The sequence below is a fragment of the Hydrogenophaga sp. T66 genome (assembly GCF_057219855.1).
Window position 1 is genome coordinate 376,035 of sequence record NZ_JBXVVX010000002.1, and the last position, 17,345, is coordinate 393,379.

Genomic DNA, 17,345 nt, shown 5'->3' on the forward strand with positions numbered 1-17,345 from the left:
TTCAGGCCGTCGCCAGCGGCACCACCGGGCGCAGGCGCGAGAGCGCGGCGCTGGTGAGTTCGCCGATGCGCTCCAGGAAGTCGGTGCCCATGTCGGCAGCGAAGCGCTGCGGGTCGGACGAGGCCAGCACCAGCAGACCAAAAGCCTGTGGCGCCGCGCCGGCGCGCAGCGGCACCAGCGCGAGCGAGGCGGCGGCTTGCGGGTCGTCGAGCCAGCGCGCGGCCTCCAGCCCCGGGTTGGCGCCGCAATACGGCAGGCTCAGGGAGGAGGCAAAGGCCTTGACGTCCTCGCTCACGCCCTGCGCGCAGGGCTCGTCAGCGAACTCGGGTGCCACGCCCCACACCTTGATGGCCACCTGCGGCACGAGGAACTGCCGCGCCACTTCCTGCGCCGCCACCGCGGGGATCTCGCGCGGGTCGCGCGCCAGCAGCAGCGCGCGCGTCCAGCGTTGCAGCTTGTCGGCAATCGCCGTGTTTTCCTGGCCGTGGCGGATCATCTCGGCGGCCTTGAGCTCCAGCGCGCGGATCTTCTCGCGCAGCATCTCGGCCTGCCGCTCCTGCAGGCTGACCGCGCGCTGGCCGTGGGGGCTGGTGAGTTGCACCGCGGCCAGCACCTCGGCGTGGCGCTCGAAGAACCCGGGCGTGTTGACCAGGTAGTTGGCGATGTCTTCTTCCGTGATCGGGGGAATGCTGTGCGTGGTCATGGGAGGTCGGGGATGTCGATGGCGCCTTCAAACACGGGCGTGGCCGGGCCGGTCATGCGCACCGGCGCGGCGAGGTCGGGGGTGGGTTCCCATTCGATGGTCAGCACGCCGCCGCGCGTGTGCACGTCCACGCGGGGGTCGAACCAGCCCAGGCGGATGCCGGCCACCACGGCGGCGCAGGCGCCGGTGCCGCAGGCCAGGGTCTCGCCGGCGCCGCGCTCGTACACGCGCAGCCGGGCGGTGGCGCGATCGACCACCTGCAGGAAACCGGCGTTGACGCGCTGCGCGAACCGCGGGTGGCCCTCGATCGCCGGGCCCCAGGTCGCCACCGGCGCGCGGTCCACGTCGTCCACGCGCAGCACGGCGTGGGGATTGCCCATGGACACCACCGCCACCGGCGCCACCGACGCGAGAGCGCCCTCGGACAGCGGCAGCGGCCAGCGCTCGAACCCGCCGAGCGGCTCCGGCGTCAGGCCGCCAGCGTCGAAGGGCAGCCGCGCGTGGTCAAACACCGGCGCACCCATGTCCACGGTCACGCGCCCGTCGGGCAGGCTGAGCAACTCCAGCACACCGTGGCGCACCTTCACGCGCAGCGGGTTGCGCGTGCTCAGCCCCTTGTCGTGGACGTAACGCACGAAGCAGCGCGCGCCGTTGCCGCAGTGCTCGACCTCGCCACCGTCGGCGTTGTGGATCACGTACTCGAAGTCCAGGCCCGGCCCGGGCGAGGGGCGCACGGTGAGCACCTGGTCGGCGCCGACGCCGAAGTGGCGGTCGGCCAGGAAACGGATCTGCGCCGGCGACAGCCCCAGCGGGCCGCGGGTTTCGTCGAGCACGACAAAGTCGTTGCCCGCACCCTGCATCTTGGTGAACCGGATGTGCATGGCCGCAATTATCGGCGCCCGACGGCCCGGGCGCGACAGCCCGGCCGCCCGCCTCTCCTCACCAGCGTTTCCCGCACAATGGCTGCATGGTCCGTCCCACCCAACGCCTCCACCCCGCCCGCACGCCGGCCGCGCTGCGGCCCGCCGCCACCGTGCTGCTCTTGCGCGACAGCGCCGACCCCGACCGCCCGGGGATTGAGGTGCTGATGACGCGGCGCTCCATGACGGCGAGTTTCGCGCCCGGCGCTTACGTGTTTCCGGGCGGCGGCATCGACGCGGCCGACGCCGCCTGCCACGCCCTGGCCACCCGCCGCGCGGGCCAGAGCGACACCGCCCTCACCCAGGCCATCGCCGCGATCCGCGAGAGCTTCGAGGAGCTCGGCGTGCTCATCGCGCGCCACGCCGACGGCCGTCCGGCCGACGACGCCGACATCGCCCGGCTGGACCGCCACGCGCCCTTTGCCGCGCAATGCGATGCACTGGGCCTGCGGCTGGACGCCGCGGGCGTGTACCTGCTGGCCCACTGGGTGACCGACCGCGACCTGCCGCGGCGCTTCGACGTGCCCTTCCTGGTCGCCCGCATGCCGCCCGACCAGCAGCCGGTGGCCGACGAAGCCGAGCAGTTCGAGCCGGTCTGGGTGCGGCCACAGGACGCCCTCGCCCGCCACGCGGCCGGCGATTTCTTCATCATCTTCCCGACCATCCGCACGCTGGAGCGCCTGCAGGCGCACGACACGGTGCAGAGCGTGCTCGACGCCTGCGCCGCCACCGAGGGGCCGCTGTGGTCCAGCTGCCCGCGCGCGGGGCTGACCAACGGCCGGGAAAGCCGCCACATGGAGCACGAAGCGCCGTTCGGCGAGCTGGCGCTGGTCTGCCCGGACGGGCAGATCGTGCACGCGCTGGACTGGCAGACCGAGGCGCCGGTGGCCCTGCTCAAGAACGTGATGCGCCTGACCGCGCCCAACCCCGGCTTCATGACCGGGCCGGGCACCAACAGCTACCTGGTGGGCGATCCGGCCACTGGCTACGCCGTGATCGACCCCGGCCCGGACGAACCCGAACACATCGAACGCCTGTGGCGCGCGGCGGCCGGGCAGGTGCGGGCCATCGTGTGCACCCACTCCCACCCCGACCACTCGCCCGGCGCCGTCCGGCTGCAGGCGCTGTGTGTCAACGCCGGGCTGGAACGTCCCCCCATCCTGGGCCTGCCCAGCGCACCGACAGCCCGCGCCAACAGCCACTTTGTGCCCGACCGCGCGCTGGCCGACGGCGAGCAGATCGTCCTGCTCGGGGCCGACGGCGCCGGCACCGTGACGCACACGCTCGAAGTCATCCACACGCCCGGCCACGCGGCCAACCACGTCTGCCTCGTGCTGGTCGAAGACGGCCTGCTGTTCACCGGCGACCACATCCTCAACGGCAGCACCACCGTGATCGATCCGCCGGACGGCGCCATGGGCGCCTACCTGGATTCGCTGGACAAGCTCGACGCCGCCTGCCAGCGCCACGGCGTGTGTTTCATCCTGCCGGCGCACGGGTACGTGCTCGGCGACTGGACCCAGAGCCCGGACCACCCGACCGCGCCGCCCGAAGGCGGCGCCCGGCGCGCCATCGCCCAGCTCAAGGCGCACCGACTGGCGCGCGAGGCCAAGGTGGCGCGCGCCATGCAGGCCCTGCCCGACGGCACCCCCGACGACTGGGTGCGCCTGGCCTACGACGACGTGCCCGAGCGGCTGTGGCCGGTGGCGCGCCGCTCGCTGATGGCGCACGTCGAGCGCATCCAGAGCCTGGGCGGCTTCAACGCCTGAACGCCGCAGGGACCTGCGCCGTGCGCCTGGCTTTCGTCGCCGACATCCACGGCAACCTGCCGGCGCTGCAGGCGGTGGCGGCCGACATCGCGCGCCACGGCGTGGCCGCGGTGGTGAACCTCGGCGACATGCTCAGCGGACCGCTGCTGCCGCGCGAGACCGCGCACTGGCTGATGGACCAGCCCGGCTGGCTGCACATCGCCGGCAACCACGACCGGGCCATCCTCACCCGCGCGCTGGAGCGCCAGGGTGCCAGCGACGCTTTCGCCACCCGCGCGCTGGACGACCGCGCGCGCGACTGGCTGGGCAGCGTGGTGTCGTCCACCGACGCGTCGCTGCACGACGGCAGCCGCTGGGCCACGCGCCTGGGCGGTGACGTGGCGCTGTGCCACGGCAGCCCGCGCCGCGACACCGAACCGTTGCTGGAAACGCCCGCTGCGCCGCTCATGCGCCTGGCCAGCGAGGCGGAGATCGACGAGCGGCTGGGCGGCCCGGGCGCGCCGGCGCTCGGCCCGGCGATCCGCTTGCTGGCCTGCGGCCACACGCACGTGCCCCGCGCCGTGCGCCGGCCGCGCGCCGGCGGCGACCTGCTCATCGTCAACCCGGGCAGCGTGGGCCAGCCGGCCTACGAAGACGGTCGCGGCGCGGACCGGCATTGGGTGGAAAGCGGCAGCCCCGACGCGCGCTGGGCGCTGGCCGAGCGCGGCGCCGATGGCGCCTGGCGGGCGTCGCTGCACAGCGTCCCGTACGACCACGGCGCCATGGCGGCGCTGGCCGAGGCGCACGGCCGACCCGCGTGGGCGCACGCCCTGCGCCATGGCCGCTGGCCGCGCGAGGACGGGACAGAAAAAGTGTGAAGCGCGCCGGTACGCCGGATTCTGTGCACCCCGGTTGCCCGGGGCGTGACCGCCATTCCTCTGGGCCGCGGGTCGCCCGCGCGGCTCGATGCCACCTACCCGCCAACACGCCTTGCGGAACCACAAGGAGCGCCGCCACGGCGAACCGCGGCGGCTCAGGCTGGCCTATTTGGTGTTGCTGCGCGTAGAGATTGCCCGTTTCACCCGCACTCAAGCGGCTCGTCTCTGTTGCTCTGATCCTCACCTTGGGGCCTTGCAGCCTTTCGGTGGAGAGGTGTTACCTCCTACGCTGTCCTGTGCAGTCCGGACGTTCCTCCAGTGCCCCCTTTCGGGTCCCCTTGCGGGGTGGCACCAGCGGCGGTCTGGCACGCTCCACGGCGCGGATTGTCCCACGCGCGGCGCCGCTCGGCGACAATCACGCCCTTCTCCAGCCGCCCGCTTGATCGCCACAAGCCGCCGCCATGATCCGCATCGCCGAACTCAAACTGCCGTTGGCCGAGGTGCCGTTCGAAGAACGCCGCGCCGCCGACGCGCCCACCGAAACCGATGTCGACCGCCAGCCCCCGCCGCACCCGCTGGCGGCGCTGACGCGGCTGGCCGCCCAGTCGCTGGGCATCGACCCCGGCGCCATCGCCGGGCTGCGCGTGTTCAAGCGCAGCTTCGACGCCCGCAAGGCGGCGCTGCAGGCGGTCTACATCGTCGACGTCGATCTGCACGACGCCCGCCTCGTGCCGGGGCTGCTCGCCCAACACGAGAAAAACCCGCACATCCGCCCCACCCCCGACATGGCCTGGCGCGCCCCCGGTCACGCCCCCGCGGGCTGGCCCGCCGCGCCCGACGAGCGCCCGGTGGTGATCGGCTTCGGGCCGTGCGGCCTGTTCACCGCGCTCACGCTGGCCGAGATGGGCCTGCGACCGATCGTGCTGGAACGCGGCAAGCCGGTGCGCCAGCGCACCAAGGACACCTGGGGCCTGTGGCGCCGCCGGGTGCTCGACCCGCAAAGCAACGTGCAGTACGGCGAAGGCGGTGCCGGCCTGTTCTCCGACGGCAAGCTCTACAGCCAGATCAAGGACCCGCGCTTCCTCGGACGGCGCGTGATGCAGGCCTTCGTGGACGCGGGCGCGCCGCCGGAGATCCTGTTCGCGGCGCACCCCCACATCGGCACCTTCAAGCTGGTGAAGGTGGTGGAGGCGCTGCGCGAAAAGATCATTGCGCTGGGCGGCGAGATCCGCTTCCAGCACCACGTCACTGGCCTGCGTCTGGCCGACGGCGGCGCCGCACCGCGGCGGCTGGCCGGCGTGAGCGGCACGCGGCTGGACACCGGCGAGGCGTTTGACCTGCCGGCGCGGCGCGTCGTGCTGGCGCTGGGACACAGCGCGCGCGACCTGTTCGCCACGCTCTGGGACGCGGGCGTGTTCATGGAAGCCAAGCCGTTTTCGGTGGGCTTTCGCATCGAACACCCCCAGGGCGTGATCGACCGCGCCCGCTGGGGCGCGCACGCCGGACATCCGCTGCTGGGCGCGGCCGATTACAAGCTGGTGCACCACGCCCACAACGGCCGCGCGGTGTACAGCTTCTGCATGTGCCCGGGCGGCACCGTGGTGGCGGCCACGTCCGAGCCCGGCCGCGTGGTCACCAACGGCATGAGCCAGTACTCCCGCGCCGAGCGCAACGCCAACGCCGGGCTGGTGGTGGGCATCACGCCCGCGGACTACCCGCAAACCTTCCCGCAGGACACGCCGCGCTGGGTGGCCGCGTTCGGCGAGACCGATGGGGCGCGCTACGCCGCGCAGGCCGCCGCGCTGGTGGCCCAGGGACGCGACCACCCGCTGGCCGGTGTGGTGCTGCAGCGCGAGCTGGAAAGCCGCGCGTTCGCGCTGGGCGGCGGCACCTACGAGGCGCCCGGCCAGCGCGTCGGCGATTTCCTGGCCGGCACGCCGAGCACCGCGCTCGGCGCGGTGGAGCCCTCCTACAAGCCCGGCGTGCACCTCACCGACCTCGCGCCGGCGCTGCCGGCCTACGCCATCGAGGCGATGCGCGAGGCGCTGCCGGTGTTTGGCCGGCAGATCCGGGGCTACGACATGCCCGATGCGCTGCTCACCGGCGTGGAAACCCGCACCTCCGCCCCCCTGCGCATCACCCGCGGCGAGGACTACCAGAGCCTCAACACCGCGGGCCTGTACCCAGCCGGCGAAGGCGCGGGTTACGCCGGCGGCATCCTGTCGGCCGGCGTGGATGGCGTGAAGGTGGCCGAGGCGCTGGCGTGCGACCTGCTCGGCCTGCCGCCGGTGGCGCCCGGTCGCGGCAGCGCGCCGGCGGGGATTTACACGGCAGACACCGCGCCTTAAGTGTGGCCGGTGCACCATACGCCAACCCTCCGTCCCACCGGACTTCTGGAGCCCCTGACATGAACGCCCTGCCCCCGCGCCACGCCCGTCCCCTGCTCGCCGCGCTCATCGCCGCCGGCGCCCTGCCCGCCGGCCTGTCCACCGCCTTCGCCCAGGAAGTGCAGGGGCGCGTGGTCAGCAGCACGCCGGTCATCCAGCAGGTGGCCGTGCCGCGCCAGGTGTGCAGCGACGAGACCGTGATCCGTGAAGGGCGTCCGTCCGGCGCCGGTGCCCTGCTAGGCGCGGTGGCCGGCGGCGCCGCCGGCAACGCCATCGGCAACGGCAGCGGCCGCGCCGCGGCGACCGTGATCGGCCTGATCGGCGGCGCCGTGGTGGGCAACCGCATCGAAGGCCCGGGCGAAAGCCGGACCGAGGTGGTGCGCCAGTGCGGCACGCAAACCTTCTATGAAAGCCGCACCGTGGCCTACGACGTGGTCTACGAGTACGGCGGCCAGCAGTTCCGCACCCAGATGCCGCACGACCCGGGCCGCTTCGTGCGCCTGAGCGTCACGCCGGTGGACGCGCTGCCCAGCGCACCGCCGCCCGGCGTGTACCCGGCGCGGCCGCAGGTGATCTACCAGACCGCCCCGGCGCGGGTCGTGGTGGAGAACACGGTGGTGCCGACCTACCCGGTGGTGGGCGGCGGCATCGTCTACATCAACGGCCAGGGCTACCACCGCCCCCCGCCCGGCGGCTGGGACGGCCACCGCCACGGCTGGCGCGGCGACGACCGCTGGGATGACCACCCGCGCCACGGCGAGCGCTGGCAAAACCGCGAGGAACGCTGGCACCGCTGAGCGCCCCCGGCCCGCCACGGCGCCAGACGCGCGTACAAAAAAGCCACCCGCGGGTGGCTTTTTTCATGGGGAAGCGGGTTGAAACCTCCGGCGCCGGCCGTGGCGGGCCGGCAACCGGGCGGTCAGCCTTGCGACTGCTGCAGCGCGGCGATGCGCTCTTCGATCGGCGGGTGGGTGCTGAACAGCTTGCCCAGACCACCGGCGATGCCCATCGCCTGCATGCCCTTGGGCAGCTCGCCGGGGTGCAGGCCGCCCAGCCGGGCCAGGGCGTTGATCATGGGCTGCTTGCGGCCCATCAGCTGCGCGGCGCCCGCGTCGGCGCGGAATTCGCGCTGGCGGCTGAACCAGGCCACGATGATGGCGGCCAGGAAGCCCAGCACGATGTCCATCACGATGGTGGTGACCATGTAGCCGATGCCGGGGCCCTGGCTGTCGCTGCCGCGGCGCAGGAAGGCGTCGACCGCGTAGCCGATCACGCGGCTGAGGAACACGACGAAGGTGTTCATCACGCCCTGGATCAGGGTCATGGTGACCATGTCGCCATTGGCGATGTGGGCCACCTCGTGGCCGATGACCGCCTCGACCTCCTCGCGGGTCATGCTCTGCAGCAGGCCGGTGGACACGGCCACCAGTGCGCTGTTCTTGAAGGCGCCGGTGGCGAAGGCGTTGGGCGCGCCTTCATAGATGGCGACCTCGGGCATGGCGATGCCGGCCTTGTCAGCGAATTTCTGCACCGTCTGCACGATCCAGGCTTCGTCGGCGTTGCGCGGCTGGTTGATGACCTGCGCGCCAGTGCTGAACTTGGCCATCGGCTTGCTGATGAGCAGCGAGATGAACGCGCCACCAAAGCCCATGATGAGCGAAAAGCCGGCCAGGGCGGTGAGGTTCAGCCCGTTGGCGGTGAGGAAGCGGTCGACGCCAAGCAGGCGCGAGGTGACGAGCAACACGGCCATGACGGCCACGTTGGTCAGGATGAGCAGGGCAATGCGCTTCATGGGTTCTCCAGATGGGGCGGCGGTGCACACGCGCACCGTGTGGCGCCTGCGACCCCGGCCGGTCGCCGGGGTTCCCGGGGCGCCCGGCGCGGGGCAGCGGATGATACCGAGAAGCCCATATGCCGCCGGGCGGCGCGGCTTCAAGACCCGCGCGGGCGCGGCGCGCGGAAGACGCCGGGGTCGTCGTAGAAGGCGGGTTCGGCGTTCGCCGGCCACCACCCGGGCACGCCCAGCACCGGCAGGGGCGTGAACGGCTTGCGGGCCAGCGTCTCGGGCGTGAGGGCCTCGGCGAGCGCGGCGTCCCAGGCCGCCAGGTCTTGGCCGAGCGCGTCCGGCACCGGCCACACGAACACATGCGCCGTGACCGATTTGTAAGGACTCACCAACTTCTCCAGGAGGGCGTGACCGAACAACACCAGCCGCGCCGACGCCCAGGCCGGTCGGCCCGCGCCGGTGAACAGCGCCGGCCAGTCCCGCGCCCGCAACGCGGCCCACAGCGCCGGCGGCGCCTGCAGCAGGGCCGCGTTTTCGTCGAACAGCGTCAGGGCGTCGCGCAGGGGGCCGCGGACCGCACCCACGCCGGCGCGGGCGATCTCGGCCGCCTGCAGGCGGTTGAGCCGCTGCTTGCTGCGGGGGAAGCGGTGCCAGACGAGGCCGTTGAAGAAGTCGTGCAGGTTGTCGCGCGTGGGCACGGTGCCGGTGGCGGCGATGTGGGCCTCATAGGCGGTGCCGTCGGGCAGGTGGGCCTGGGGCACGAAGCGCACCGGCGCGCCGCACGCGCTCAGGGCGCTCGGGACATTGAGGGCGGTCGGCAGATCGGCCGTTTGCCAGTCGCGCTGGACGACCGGGCCGAGCGGCGCCCAGGGCGCGAACCACGGGGCCGACCAGTCGATCGCCGCGCCGGCCGGCGGCGCGGGCGCGGCGGGAGACGGCCCGGCGGGGCCGGTCACGCGACGAGGCGCCAGCGCAGGGTTTCGCCGGCGCGCAGCGGCTTGAGCTCGGCGGCGCCGAAGGGGAAGGACTCGGGCGTGGTCCAGTCGTCGCGGCGCAGGGTGACGGTGCCGGCATTGAGCGGCAGGCCGTAGAAGGCCGGGCCGTGGCGGCTGGCGAAGCCTTCGAGCTGGTGGAGCGCGCCCGCGTCCTCGAACGCCTCGGCGTAGAGCTCCAGCGCGGCGTGGGCCGTGTAGCAGCCGGCACAACCGGTGGCGTGCTCCTTCAGGTGCGCCGGGTGCGGGGCGCTGTCGGTGCCGAGGAAGAAGCGGTCGCTGCCGCTGGTGGCGGCCGCCACCAGCGCGCGGCGGTGCTCCTCGCGCTTGAGCACCGGCAGGCAGTAGTAGTGCGGGCGGATGCCGCCGGTGAAGATGGCGTTGCGGTTGTAGAGCAGGTGGTGCGCGGTGATGGTCGCCGCCGTGAGCGGACCGGCCTCGGCGACGTACTGGGCGGCCTCGCGGGTGGTGATGTGCTCGAACACGATCTTCAGGCCCGGGAAGTCACGGCGCAGCGGGATCAGGTGCCGGTCGATGAACACCGCCTCGCGGTCGAAGAGGTCGATGTCGCTGGAGGTGACCTCGCCGTGCACCAGCAACAGGATGCCCTCGCGCTGCATCGCCTCCAGCGTGGCGTAGGTCTTGCGCAGGTCGGTGACGCCGGCGTCGCTGTTGGTGGTGGCCCCGGCCGGGTAGAGCTTGACCGCCACCACGCCGGCCTCGCGCGCCCGCCGGATCTCGTCGGGCGGCAGGTTGTCGGTGAGGTAGAGCGTCATCAGCGGCTCGAACGACACGCCGGGCGGCACCGCGGCCCGGATGCGCTCGCGGTAGGCCGCGGCCTGCGCCGCGGTGGTCACCGGCGGCTTGAGGTTGGGCATGATGATGGCGCGGCCGAACTGGGCGGCGGTGTGCGGCACCACGGCACGCAAGGCGTCGCCGTCGCGCACGTGCAGGTGCCAGTCGTCAGGGCGGATGAGGGTGAGGGTCTGGGGGGCGGCGGCGTTCATGCCGGGATTGTCGCAAACCCCTGCGACCGACGGCTCGGTCGGCGAAGGCCGATCACGCGGGGGCGATCAGCTCGCCCAGCCGCTGCCAGAAGGCGTGCACCGCGCCTTTGCCCTTGGCCGGGTCGGTGGGGCGCACGCGGTAGAGGCGGATGTCCAGCGTGATGTCCAGGCCGTCGGCGGCCGGCACGAGGCGCCGCGCGGCGGTCTCGGCCCGCACCGCGCTGGCCGGCAGGAAGGCCACGCCGTGGCCCTCCAGCGCCATCGCCTTCAGGCCCTCGGCCATGTCGGTTTCATACACACGCTCGAGCTGCGCGCCCATCTGGCGGTCCTTGAGCAGGTGTTCCACGGCGCGCCCGAGGTAGGCGCCGGGCGCGTATCCGAGGTAGGGCACGGCCGGCGCGGGCGACGGGCCGAGCGCAAACATCGGCGCGCCCTGGGCGTTGGGCTTGGCGTACGGGGCCACGCGCTCGGTGCCCAGCGGCAGCATGTCGTAGCGCGCGGGATCGAGCTGGATGGGCTGGGCGGCGTGGTGGTAGGCGATCAGGAGGTCGCAGCTGCCTTCGACCAGACGCAGCACCGCGTCGTGCACGTTCAGCGCAATCAGGCGGCTCTTGATCGGCCCGCAACTCTCGCGCAGGCCGGAGAGCCATTGCGGGAAAAAGGTGAACGCCAGCGTGTGGGGCACGGCGAACTCAATCACGTCCTGCGCGGCCGCGGTGTGGGCGCGGAGCATGGCGCGCGTGGTCTGCAGCGACTGCAGCATCTCCAGCGCCTGCTCGTACAGCGTCTGGCCGGCGGGCGTGAGCCGCGTGGGGTAAGAGGATCGGTCGACGAGGTCGGTGCCGGCCCAGGCTTCCAGCGACTGGATCCGGCGCGAAAACGCCGGCTGGGTCACGTGGCGCAGCTGGGCCGAGCGGCTGAAACTGCGCGTCTCGGCCAGACTGACAAAGTCCTCAAGCCACTTGGTTTCCATATTGACCCACCCCCGCGCCGCGCTGCGCGCGTCACCCCCTCAAGGGGGCGGTGCGTGCGGCCCGGCCAAGCCGGCGCCACCGCACCCTGGCTTCACACCGCGCTCGCCGGAATGCTGGCTCCTGTCTCGTACTGGTTGGCTTGTTGCAAGGACCACATTTCAGCATAGACACCGCCGGCGCGCGTGACCAGGTCGGCGTGGGTGCCGCGCTCGACGATCTCGCCCTGGCGCAGCACCAGGATTTCGTGCGCGTCCACGACGGTGGACAGCCGGTGGGCAATGACGAGGGTGGTCTTGTTGGCCGCGGCGCTCTTCAGTTCGGTCTGGATGGCGCGCTCGTTGGCCGAATCGAGCGCGCTGGTCGCCTCGTCGAAGATCAGGATGGGCGGGTTCTTGAGCAGGGTGCGGGCAATCGCCACGCGCTGCTTCTCCCCGCCCGACAGCTTGAGCCCGCGCTCGCCCACCGTGGTGCGGTAGCCCTGGGGCAGTTTCTCGATGAAGTCGTGAATGCGGGCGGCCCGGGCCGCGGCCACCGCGGCGTCGTGGCCGGCGTCGGGGCGGCCGTAGAGGATGTTGTATTCGATGGTGTCGTTGAAGAGCACCGTGTCCTGCGGCACGATGCCGATGGCCGCGCGCAGGCTGGCCTGCGTCACCTGCGCGATGTCCTGCCCGCCGATGGTGATGCGACCGCCCGCCGCGGGGAAGTCACCGTCAGGCCGTCCCAAGACGGCGGCCGGTCCTTCGGGGGGCAGCGAGCCGCCCGCCGTGGGTGAACCTCGAGGTGCATGGTTCGTGACATCGTAGAAGCGATACAGCAGGCGCGCCAGCGTGCTCTTGCCCGAACCCGACGGTCCCACGACCGCCACCGTCTTGCCGGCCGGGATCTCGAAGCTCACACCATGGAGGATCTCGCGCGCTGGCTCGTAGGCGAAATGGACGTTCTCGAAACGCACCGTGGGCGGACCGTCGAGGGCCAGCGGCCGGGCGTCCGGTGCGTCGTCCACCTCCCGCTCCTTTTCCAGGAGCACAAACATTTTGTCGAGGTCGGTGAGGCTCTGCTTGATCTCGCGGTACAGCACGCCGAGGAAACCCAGCGGGATGTAGAGCTGGATCATGAAGGCGTTGATCATCACCAGATCGCCCAGCGTGAGCGTGCCGGCCGCCACGCCCTGCGTGGCGCGCCAGAGCATGAGCACCAGCGCCACCGCGATCACCAGTTGCTGGCCGGTGTTGAGCAGCGACAGCGTGCTCTGGCTGACCAGGCGGGCGCGCCGCAGCTTCTCGAGCGACTCGTCGTAGCGGCGCGCCTCGAAGGCTTCGTTGTTGAAGTACTTGACCGTCTCGTAGTTGAGCAGCGAATCGATGGCGCGCGTCTGGCTGCTCGACTCCAGCTCGTTCATGCGGCGACGGAACTGCGTGCGCCATTCGGTGATGACCACGGTGAAGGCGATGTAGATCACCAGCGCAACCAGCGTGATCCACACGTAGACCATGTCAAAGCGGCTGCCCAGCACGGCCAGCACCAGCGCCACCTCGATCAGGGTGGGCACGATGCTGTAGAGGGAGTAGGAGATGAGCGACTGCACGCCGCGCGTGCCGCGCTCGATGTCGCGCGTCATGCCGCCGGTCTGGCGCTCCAGATGGAAACGCAGGCTCAAGGCGTGGAGGTGGCCGAACACCTGCAGGGCGATGTGGCGCGTGGCTCCCTCGGTGGCCTTGGCAAACACCAGTTCGCGCAACTCGGTGAACAGGCTGGTGGACAGGCGCAGCGCGCCGTAGGCCAGCAGCAGCGCCACCGGCACGACCAGCAGCGCCTGCGCGCTGCCGGGCGGGATGGTCATCGCATCCACCAGTTCCTTGAGCAGCACCGGCACGCCCACGTTGGCCACCTTGGCCGCCACCATGAAGGCCAGCGCGGCCACCACGCGCCACTTGTAGACCCACAGATAAGGCAACAACCGGCGCAATGTGGCCCAGTCGGAGCGGCGGGGCGCGGCGCCGGCAGGGCCAGCGGCGGGGGTCGGGGCCACGCGGACGTGGGCGGGAGCATCGGTTCGCATGCGTGACACACTCGGGGTTTTCACGGAGATTGTGCCCATGTCCACCCAAGCGAGCGCGCCCCGCACCGACTTGCCCACCGACCGCGAACTGGTGCTCAAGGTCATTCCGATGCCGGCCGACTGCAACGCCAACGGCGACATCTTCGGCGGCTGGGTGATGGCGCAGGTGGACCTGGCCGGCGCGGTGCTGCCGGCGCGCTACGTGCGCGGGCGCATGGCCACGGTGGCGGTCAACCAGTTCATCTTCAAGCAGCCGGTGCGCGTGGGCGACATCCTGAGCTTCTACGCCCACCTCACGCGGGTCGGACGCACCTCGATCACGGTGCAGGTGGAGGTGTTCGCGGAGCGCTTCTCGGCGCAAGGCCAGTATGTGAAGGTCACCGAAGCCAGCCTGACGTACGTGGCGATCGACCGGGACGGGCGCCCGCGCCCGATCGAACGCGACGGCCTGCCGCCCGGGCTGTGAGGCCCGCCGCGCGCCTCAGCGGCGTGCCCAACGGGACCGCCAGACCGCGTACAGGCGGTCGGCCACGGCTTCGCTGCCGGCCTGGTGGCGCTCGGTGAGGGCCTGCATCACGGCCGGCGGCTGCACCGTCTCGGGATGGCGGCCGATGGCCTCGGGGTACACCAGGCCGGGGTTGGCCAGCCAGTCGCCCACCTTGCGCGGGTCGATCTCGATGTGGAACTGCATGGCCAGGTGGGGGCCGATGGCGAAGGCCTGGTGGGGACAAGCCGGCGACGCCGCGATCCACTCCGCCCCGGCGGGCAGGTCCACGAAGTTGTCGTAGTGCCATTGGTAGACCACCGCCTCGCGCACCGACCCAAACCACTCGCGCGCCCGCGGCGTGTCGTGTACCTGGATCGGCAGCCAGCCGATCTCCGGCGCGGGCAAGCGCTCAACGCGCCCCCCAAAGGCCCGGGCCATCAACTGGCCGCCGAGGCAATGCCCGATGACCGGGATGCCCAAGGCGTCGGCCTCGCGGATCAGCGCTTCGGCCTGGCGCAGCGAGGCACGGTCGTCGTTGGCGCTCCATTCGCCGCCCAGCACCGCCAGGCCGCGGTAACCGCGCACGCTGTCGGGGTAGGCCTCGCCGGCTTCGGCGCAGCGCACGGTCCACGCGTGGCCCTGCAGGTCCAGCCAGCGACCGAGGTGGGCCGGGCCGTCTTCCAGGGTGTGCTGCAAGACCAGAACGTCGGGCGGGGCGGGCGGGCTCATGCGCGCGGATGCTAGCGAGCCGCGCGGCCCGCCATGGGGCCATTCGGGCGCACGCGCTCAGAACCGGCCATGCCGCCCCTCGCCCGCGCTGAAACGCCGCGCGCCGTCCACCGCGTCGGCCAGCCGTTCGCGACCGCGCACCCACTCCTGATGCAAGGCGTCGCCCAGCGGCAGGTCCCACTGCGCATGGGCGCTTTCCCGGTCGGCGCGCAGGGTGGCCTGCGGAAACGCGGCCAGCTCACGCGCCAGCGCCACCGCGGCCTCGCGGGCCTGCCCGGTCGGGACCACGCGGTTGACCAGCCCGATCTGCCGGGCCTCGGGTGCATCCACCCGCCGCCCGGTGAGGATCAGGTCCATCGCGTGCCCCATGCCGATGAGCCGCGGCAGCCGCACGGTCCCGCCGTCGATCAGCGGCACGCCAAAGCGGCGACAGTAGACGCCGAGGTAGGCGTCTTCTTCCATGACACGCAGGTCACACCACAAGGCGAGCTCCAGCCCCCCGGCGACGGCAGCGCCGGCGATGGCCGCCACCACCGGCTTGGACAGCCGCAGGCGGCTGGGCCCCATGGGGCCGGGCGCCCTTGGGTCAGCGGGATCGAATTCCAGCGCCGGCAGGGCCTGCGCGGGATCGACGGCGCGGGCGCCGGCCTGCAGATCCCAGCCGGCGCAGAAGTGGCCGTTCGCGCCGTGAAAGACCGCCACACGCGCCTGCGGGTCGTCGTCAAACGCGAGGAAGGCCGCGTGCAGCGCCTGCGCGGTGGGCGTGTCCACGGCGTTGCGCACCGCCGGGCGGTCCAGCGTGATGACCCAGACATCGCCCAGCGCCTCGGTGCGCACCGCCGGGTTCATGCGCCTTCCCCCCACCAGCCCACGCGCGGCGCGGCCAGCGCGGCGGCCAGCTCGTCGGCGCCCACGTCGATCTCCAGCCGCAGCAGCGCGCCGGCCATCGCCTTGCCCAGGTTGTCGTGGCGCAGATTGCGGGCGCCACCGCCCTGCAGCGCGCCCTTGAGCACGAACTTGATCGCCAGGATATTCGGCAGGGCCCAGGCCTCCACCTCACCAGGGAGCCACGGCGCGAAGTGCGCGCGCACCCGCTCGGCCGTGACTTCGCGCTGCAGGATCGCGTAGCCCTCGGCATTCCAGGCGAACAGGCCGAAGTCCACCCAGTCGGCCTTGTCGCCGCTGCGCGCGTGGGCCAGCCGCACCAGCGCCACGCGCTGGCGGCTGGCGCCGCTCGGGGAGGTGGTCGAAGCCGTCGAGGGGGTCATGTGCGGTCTCCCAGCCAGTGGATCGTGACGCCGGGCTCCACCGCAGCGCGCGGCACCAGGGTGGGCCAGATGCCCAGCAGCTCGCCGGTGTGGTGCAGGCCGCTGAAGCCACAGGTGTAGGCCGGCCCGCTCAGGCCGATCCAGGGGAACAGGCGGCCAAAGCCATCGGCCGCGGCCTTGTCGGGGGTGCGCAGCACCAGCCGGGTCCAGACCTCATGGAGCTCGTTGAGCGCCTCCGGCGGCGGCAAGGGGGCGAGCGGTCCGTGGGCGGCGTTGAGACCGGGGTATTCGACGAACAGCTCATCGTGCGGGACGCGGCGCTCGCGCAGCAGGGTGCGGATCGTGGCCTCGGCGGCCTGCGCCTTGTCCCAGGCGTCCGGCCAGGAAAAGCCCCAGGTGACTTCGGCCTTGTAGCCGTCGCGGTAGCCGGCCACCACCTTGAGCTGGTCGCCAGGCGGATGGCCACGCGCGCCCGTGAGGCGCACCCGGTCGTGCCCTTCGTCGTCCAGCCGCAGCGCGCCCATGTCGAGCACCACGTCGGGGCTGTGGTACGCGTGGGGGTTGTGCACCTCGTAGAGCAGCTGCTGGCGCACCGTGTCGAAATTGACGCGCCCGCCGGTGCCCGGCGCCTTGGTGATGAGGGCCGTGCCGTCGGCCTGCACCTCGGCGATGGGGTAGCCGATGTGGACCAGGTCGGGAATGGCCTGCCACGCCCCCTGGCTGCCGAAGTTGCCGCCGCTGCCCTGCCCCGAACACTCCAGCAGGTGACCCACGGTGAGGCCCTGGGCGAGACGGTCCAGGTCCGACGGGGCGGTCGCGTCGGTGAGGCGCCAGCCCAGCGCGTGCACCAGCGGTCCCAGAAAAAGGGCCGCGTCGGCCACGCGGCCGGTGATGACGATGTCTGCCCCTTCGTCCAGTGCCCGCGCAATCGGTGCGGCGCCCAGATAGGCATTGGCAAACACCAGCCGGTCCCGCACCGCGGTCACGTCGGCCCCGGTGAACAGGTGAGGGTGCGTGAGCGCCGGGTCGTGCAGGCGCGGCAACACGTCGTCGCCCGCCACCACCGCGATGCGCGCCTTCAGCCCACGCGCGGCCAGCGCCGCAGCCACCGCCGCGCCGGCGCCGGCCGGGTTGAGCCCGCCGGCGTTGCAGACAAAGCGCACGCCGCGCGGCTGCATGAGCGGCCACAGCCGCAGCAGCATGGGCACCACGTCGCGCGCGTACCCCAGCGCCGGGTCGCGCTGGCGGTCTTTCTGCAGGATGGCCAGTGTGAGTTCGGCGAGGTGATCGCTGGCGATGAACTGCACGCCGCCGCGCTCGATCGACGCGACGACGGGCTCCCAGCTGTCTCCGTAAAAACCCAGCCCTGCGCCGATGCGGATGGAAGTCATTCGGTGATCTTTCGAT

The 17,345-nt window shown here is 72.3% G+C and carries 16 protein-coding genes and 1 other RNA gene; 5 read left to right on the forward strand and 12 right to left on the reverse strand.

Features of this window, described 5'->3' with window-relative positions; genetic code table 11:
- Position 1: 1 nt before the first annotated feature.
- Together AC2D80_RS10755 and dapF are read right to left on the reverse strand one after the other, a co-directional pair.
- On the reverse strand, positions 2-703 hold the full coding sequence (locus AC2D80_RS10755) for a DUF484 family protein (RefSeq protein ID WP_484633012.1): 702 nt from the start codon (positions 701-703) through the stop codon (positions 2-4).
- The gene (dapF, locus tag AC2D80_RS10760; RefSeq protein ID WP_484633013.1) at positions 700-1,584 is read right to left on the reverse strand and encodes a diaminopimelate epimerase; all 885 of its coding nucleotides are present in this window, start codon (positions 1,582-1,584) and stop codon (positions 700-702) included. Before dapF ends, AC2D80_RS10755 begins: the two co-directional genes overlap by 4 nt.
- An 86-nt stretch (positions 1,585-1,670) precedes the next feature.
- Here dapF and AC2D80_RS10765 point away from each other — a divergent pair, with 86 nt between their 5' ends.
- Together AC2D80_RS10765 and AC2D80_RS10770 are read left to right on the forward strand one after the other, a co-directional pair.
- Positions 1,671-3,392, forward strand: a complete 1,722-nt coding sequence (locus AC2D80_RS10765; RefSeq protein WP_484633014.1) for an MBL fold metallo-hydrolase — start codon at positions 1,671-1,673, stop codon at positions 3,390-3,392.
- A 20-nt stretch (positions 3,393-3,412) separates the two neighbouring features.
- Positions 3,413-4,249, forward strand: a complete 837-nt coding sequence (locus AC2D80_RS10770; RefSeq protein WP_484633015.1) for a metallophosphoesterase family protein — start codon at positions 3,413-3,415, stop codon at positions 4,247-4,249.
- On the opposite strand, the gene rnpB is transcribed toward AC2D80_RS10770, so the two are convergent.
- Positions 4,244-4,623, reverse strand: an RNA gene (gene rnpB / locus AC2D80_RS10775) — RNase P RNA component class A. The genes AC2D80_RS10770 and rnpB overlap by 6 nt on opposite strands.
- A gap of 87 nt (positions 4,624-4,710) precedes the next feature.
- Between rnpB and AC2D80_RS10780 the strand changes: the two genes are divergently transcribed.
- Together AC2D80_RS10780 and AC2D80_RS10785 are read left to right on the forward strand one after the other, a co-directional pair.
- Positions 4,711-6,597: an NAD(P)/FAD-dependent oxidoreductase gene (locus AC2D80_RS10780; protein ID WP_484633016.1), complete on the forward strand. Its 1,887-nt coding sequence runs from the start codon at positions 4,711-4,713 to the stop codon at positions 6,595-6,597.
- Between the two features lie 59 nt (positions 6,598-6,656).
- Entirely contained in the window at positions 6,657-7,433 is a 777-nt protein-coding gene (locus tag AC2D80_RS10785; RefSeq protein ID WP_484633017.1) for a glycine zipper 2TM domain-containing protein, read from the forward strand.
- Positions 7,434-7,555: 122 nt separating this feature from the next.
- Here the strand turns inward: AC2D80_RS10785 and htpX are convergent, their stop codons facing one another.
- The 5 genes from htpX to AC2D80_RS10810 form a co-directional block, all read right to left on the reverse strand.
- The gene (htpX, locus tag AC2D80_RS10790; RefSeq protein ID WP_484633018.1) at positions 7,556-8,428 is read right to left on the reverse strand and encodes a protease HtpX; all 873 of its coding nucleotides are present in this window, start codon (positions 8,426-8,428) and stop codon (positions 7,556-7,558) included.
- 140 nt (positions 8,429-8,568) lie between these two features.
- Complete coding sequence (locus tag AC2D80_RS10795) at positions 8,569-9,378, reverse strand: DUF3025 domain-containing protein (protein ID WP_484633019.1); 810 nt, start codon at positions 9,376-9,378, stop codon at positions 8,569-8,571.
- On the reverse strand, positions 9,375-10,421 hold the full coding sequence (gene pyrC / locus AC2D80_RS10800; RefSeq protein WP_484633020.1) for a dihydroorotase: 1,047 nt from the start codon (positions 10,419-10,421) through the stop codon (positions 9,375-9,377). Before pyrC ends, AC2D80_RS10795 begins: the two co-directional genes overlap by 4 nt.
- A 52-nt stretch (positions 10,422-10,473) precedes the next feature.
- The gene (locus tag AC2D80_RS10805; protein ID WP_484633021.1) at positions 10,474-11,394 is read right to left on the reverse strand and encodes a LysR substrate-binding domain-containing protein; all 921 of its coding nucleotides are present in this window, start codon (positions 11,392-11,394) and stop codon (positions 10,474-10,476) included.
- Between the two features lie 92 nt (positions 11,395-11,486).
- Entirely contained in the window at positions 11,487-13,454 is a 1,968-nt protein-coding gene (locus tag AC2D80_RS10810) for an ABCB family ABC transporter ATP-binding protein/permease (protein WP_484633022.1), read from the reverse strand.
- Positions 13,455-13,491: 37 nt separating this feature from the next.
- On the opposite strand from AC2D80_RS10810, the gene AC2D80_RS10815 reads away from it, so the two are divergent.
- Positions 13,492-13,920: an acyl-CoA thioesterase gene (locus AC2D80_RS10815; RefSeq protein ID WP_484633023.1), complete on the forward strand. Its 429-nt coding sequence runs from the start codon at positions 13,492-13,494 to the stop codon at positions 13,918-13,920.
- Between the two features lie 15 nt (positions 13,921-13,935).
- On the opposite strand, the gene AC2D80_RS10820 is transcribed toward AC2D80_RS10815, so the two are convergent.
- From AC2D80_RS10820 to AC2D80_RS10835, 4 genes are read right to left on the reverse strand one after another with little or no spacing between them, the layout of a single operon-like run.
- Positions 13,936-14,670: a type 1 glutamine amidotransferase gene (locus AC2D80_RS10820; protein ID WP_484633024.1), complete on the reverse strand. Its 735-nt coding sequence runs from the start codon at positions 14,668-14,670 to the stop codon at positions 13,936-13,938.
- Between the two features lie 57 nt (positions 14,671-14,727).
- Positions 14,728-15,519, reverse strand: coding sequence for a crotonase/enoyl-CoA hydratase family protein (locus AC2D80_RS10825; protein ID WP_484633025.1), 792 nt, complete (start codon positions 15,517-15,519; stop codon positions 14,728-14,730).
- Entirely contained in the window at positions 15,516-15,938 is a 423-nt protein-coding gene (locus tag AC2D80_RS10830; RefSeq protein ID WP_484633026.1) for an AtuA-related protein, read from the reverse strand. The genes AC2D80_RS10825 and AC2D80_RS10830 overlap by 4 nt, the downstream gene beginning before the upstream one ends.
- The gene (locus AC2D80_RS10835; protein ID WP_484633027.1) at positions 15,935-17,329 is read right to left on the reverse strand and encodes an acyclic terpene utilization AtuA family protein; all 1,395 of its coding nucleotides are present in this window, start codon (positions 17,327-17,329) and stop codon (positions 15,935-15,937) included. The genes AC2D80_RS10830 and AC2D80_RS10835 overlap by 4 nt, the downstream gene beginning before the upstream one ends.
- Positions 17,330-17,345 lie beyond the last annotated feature (16 nt).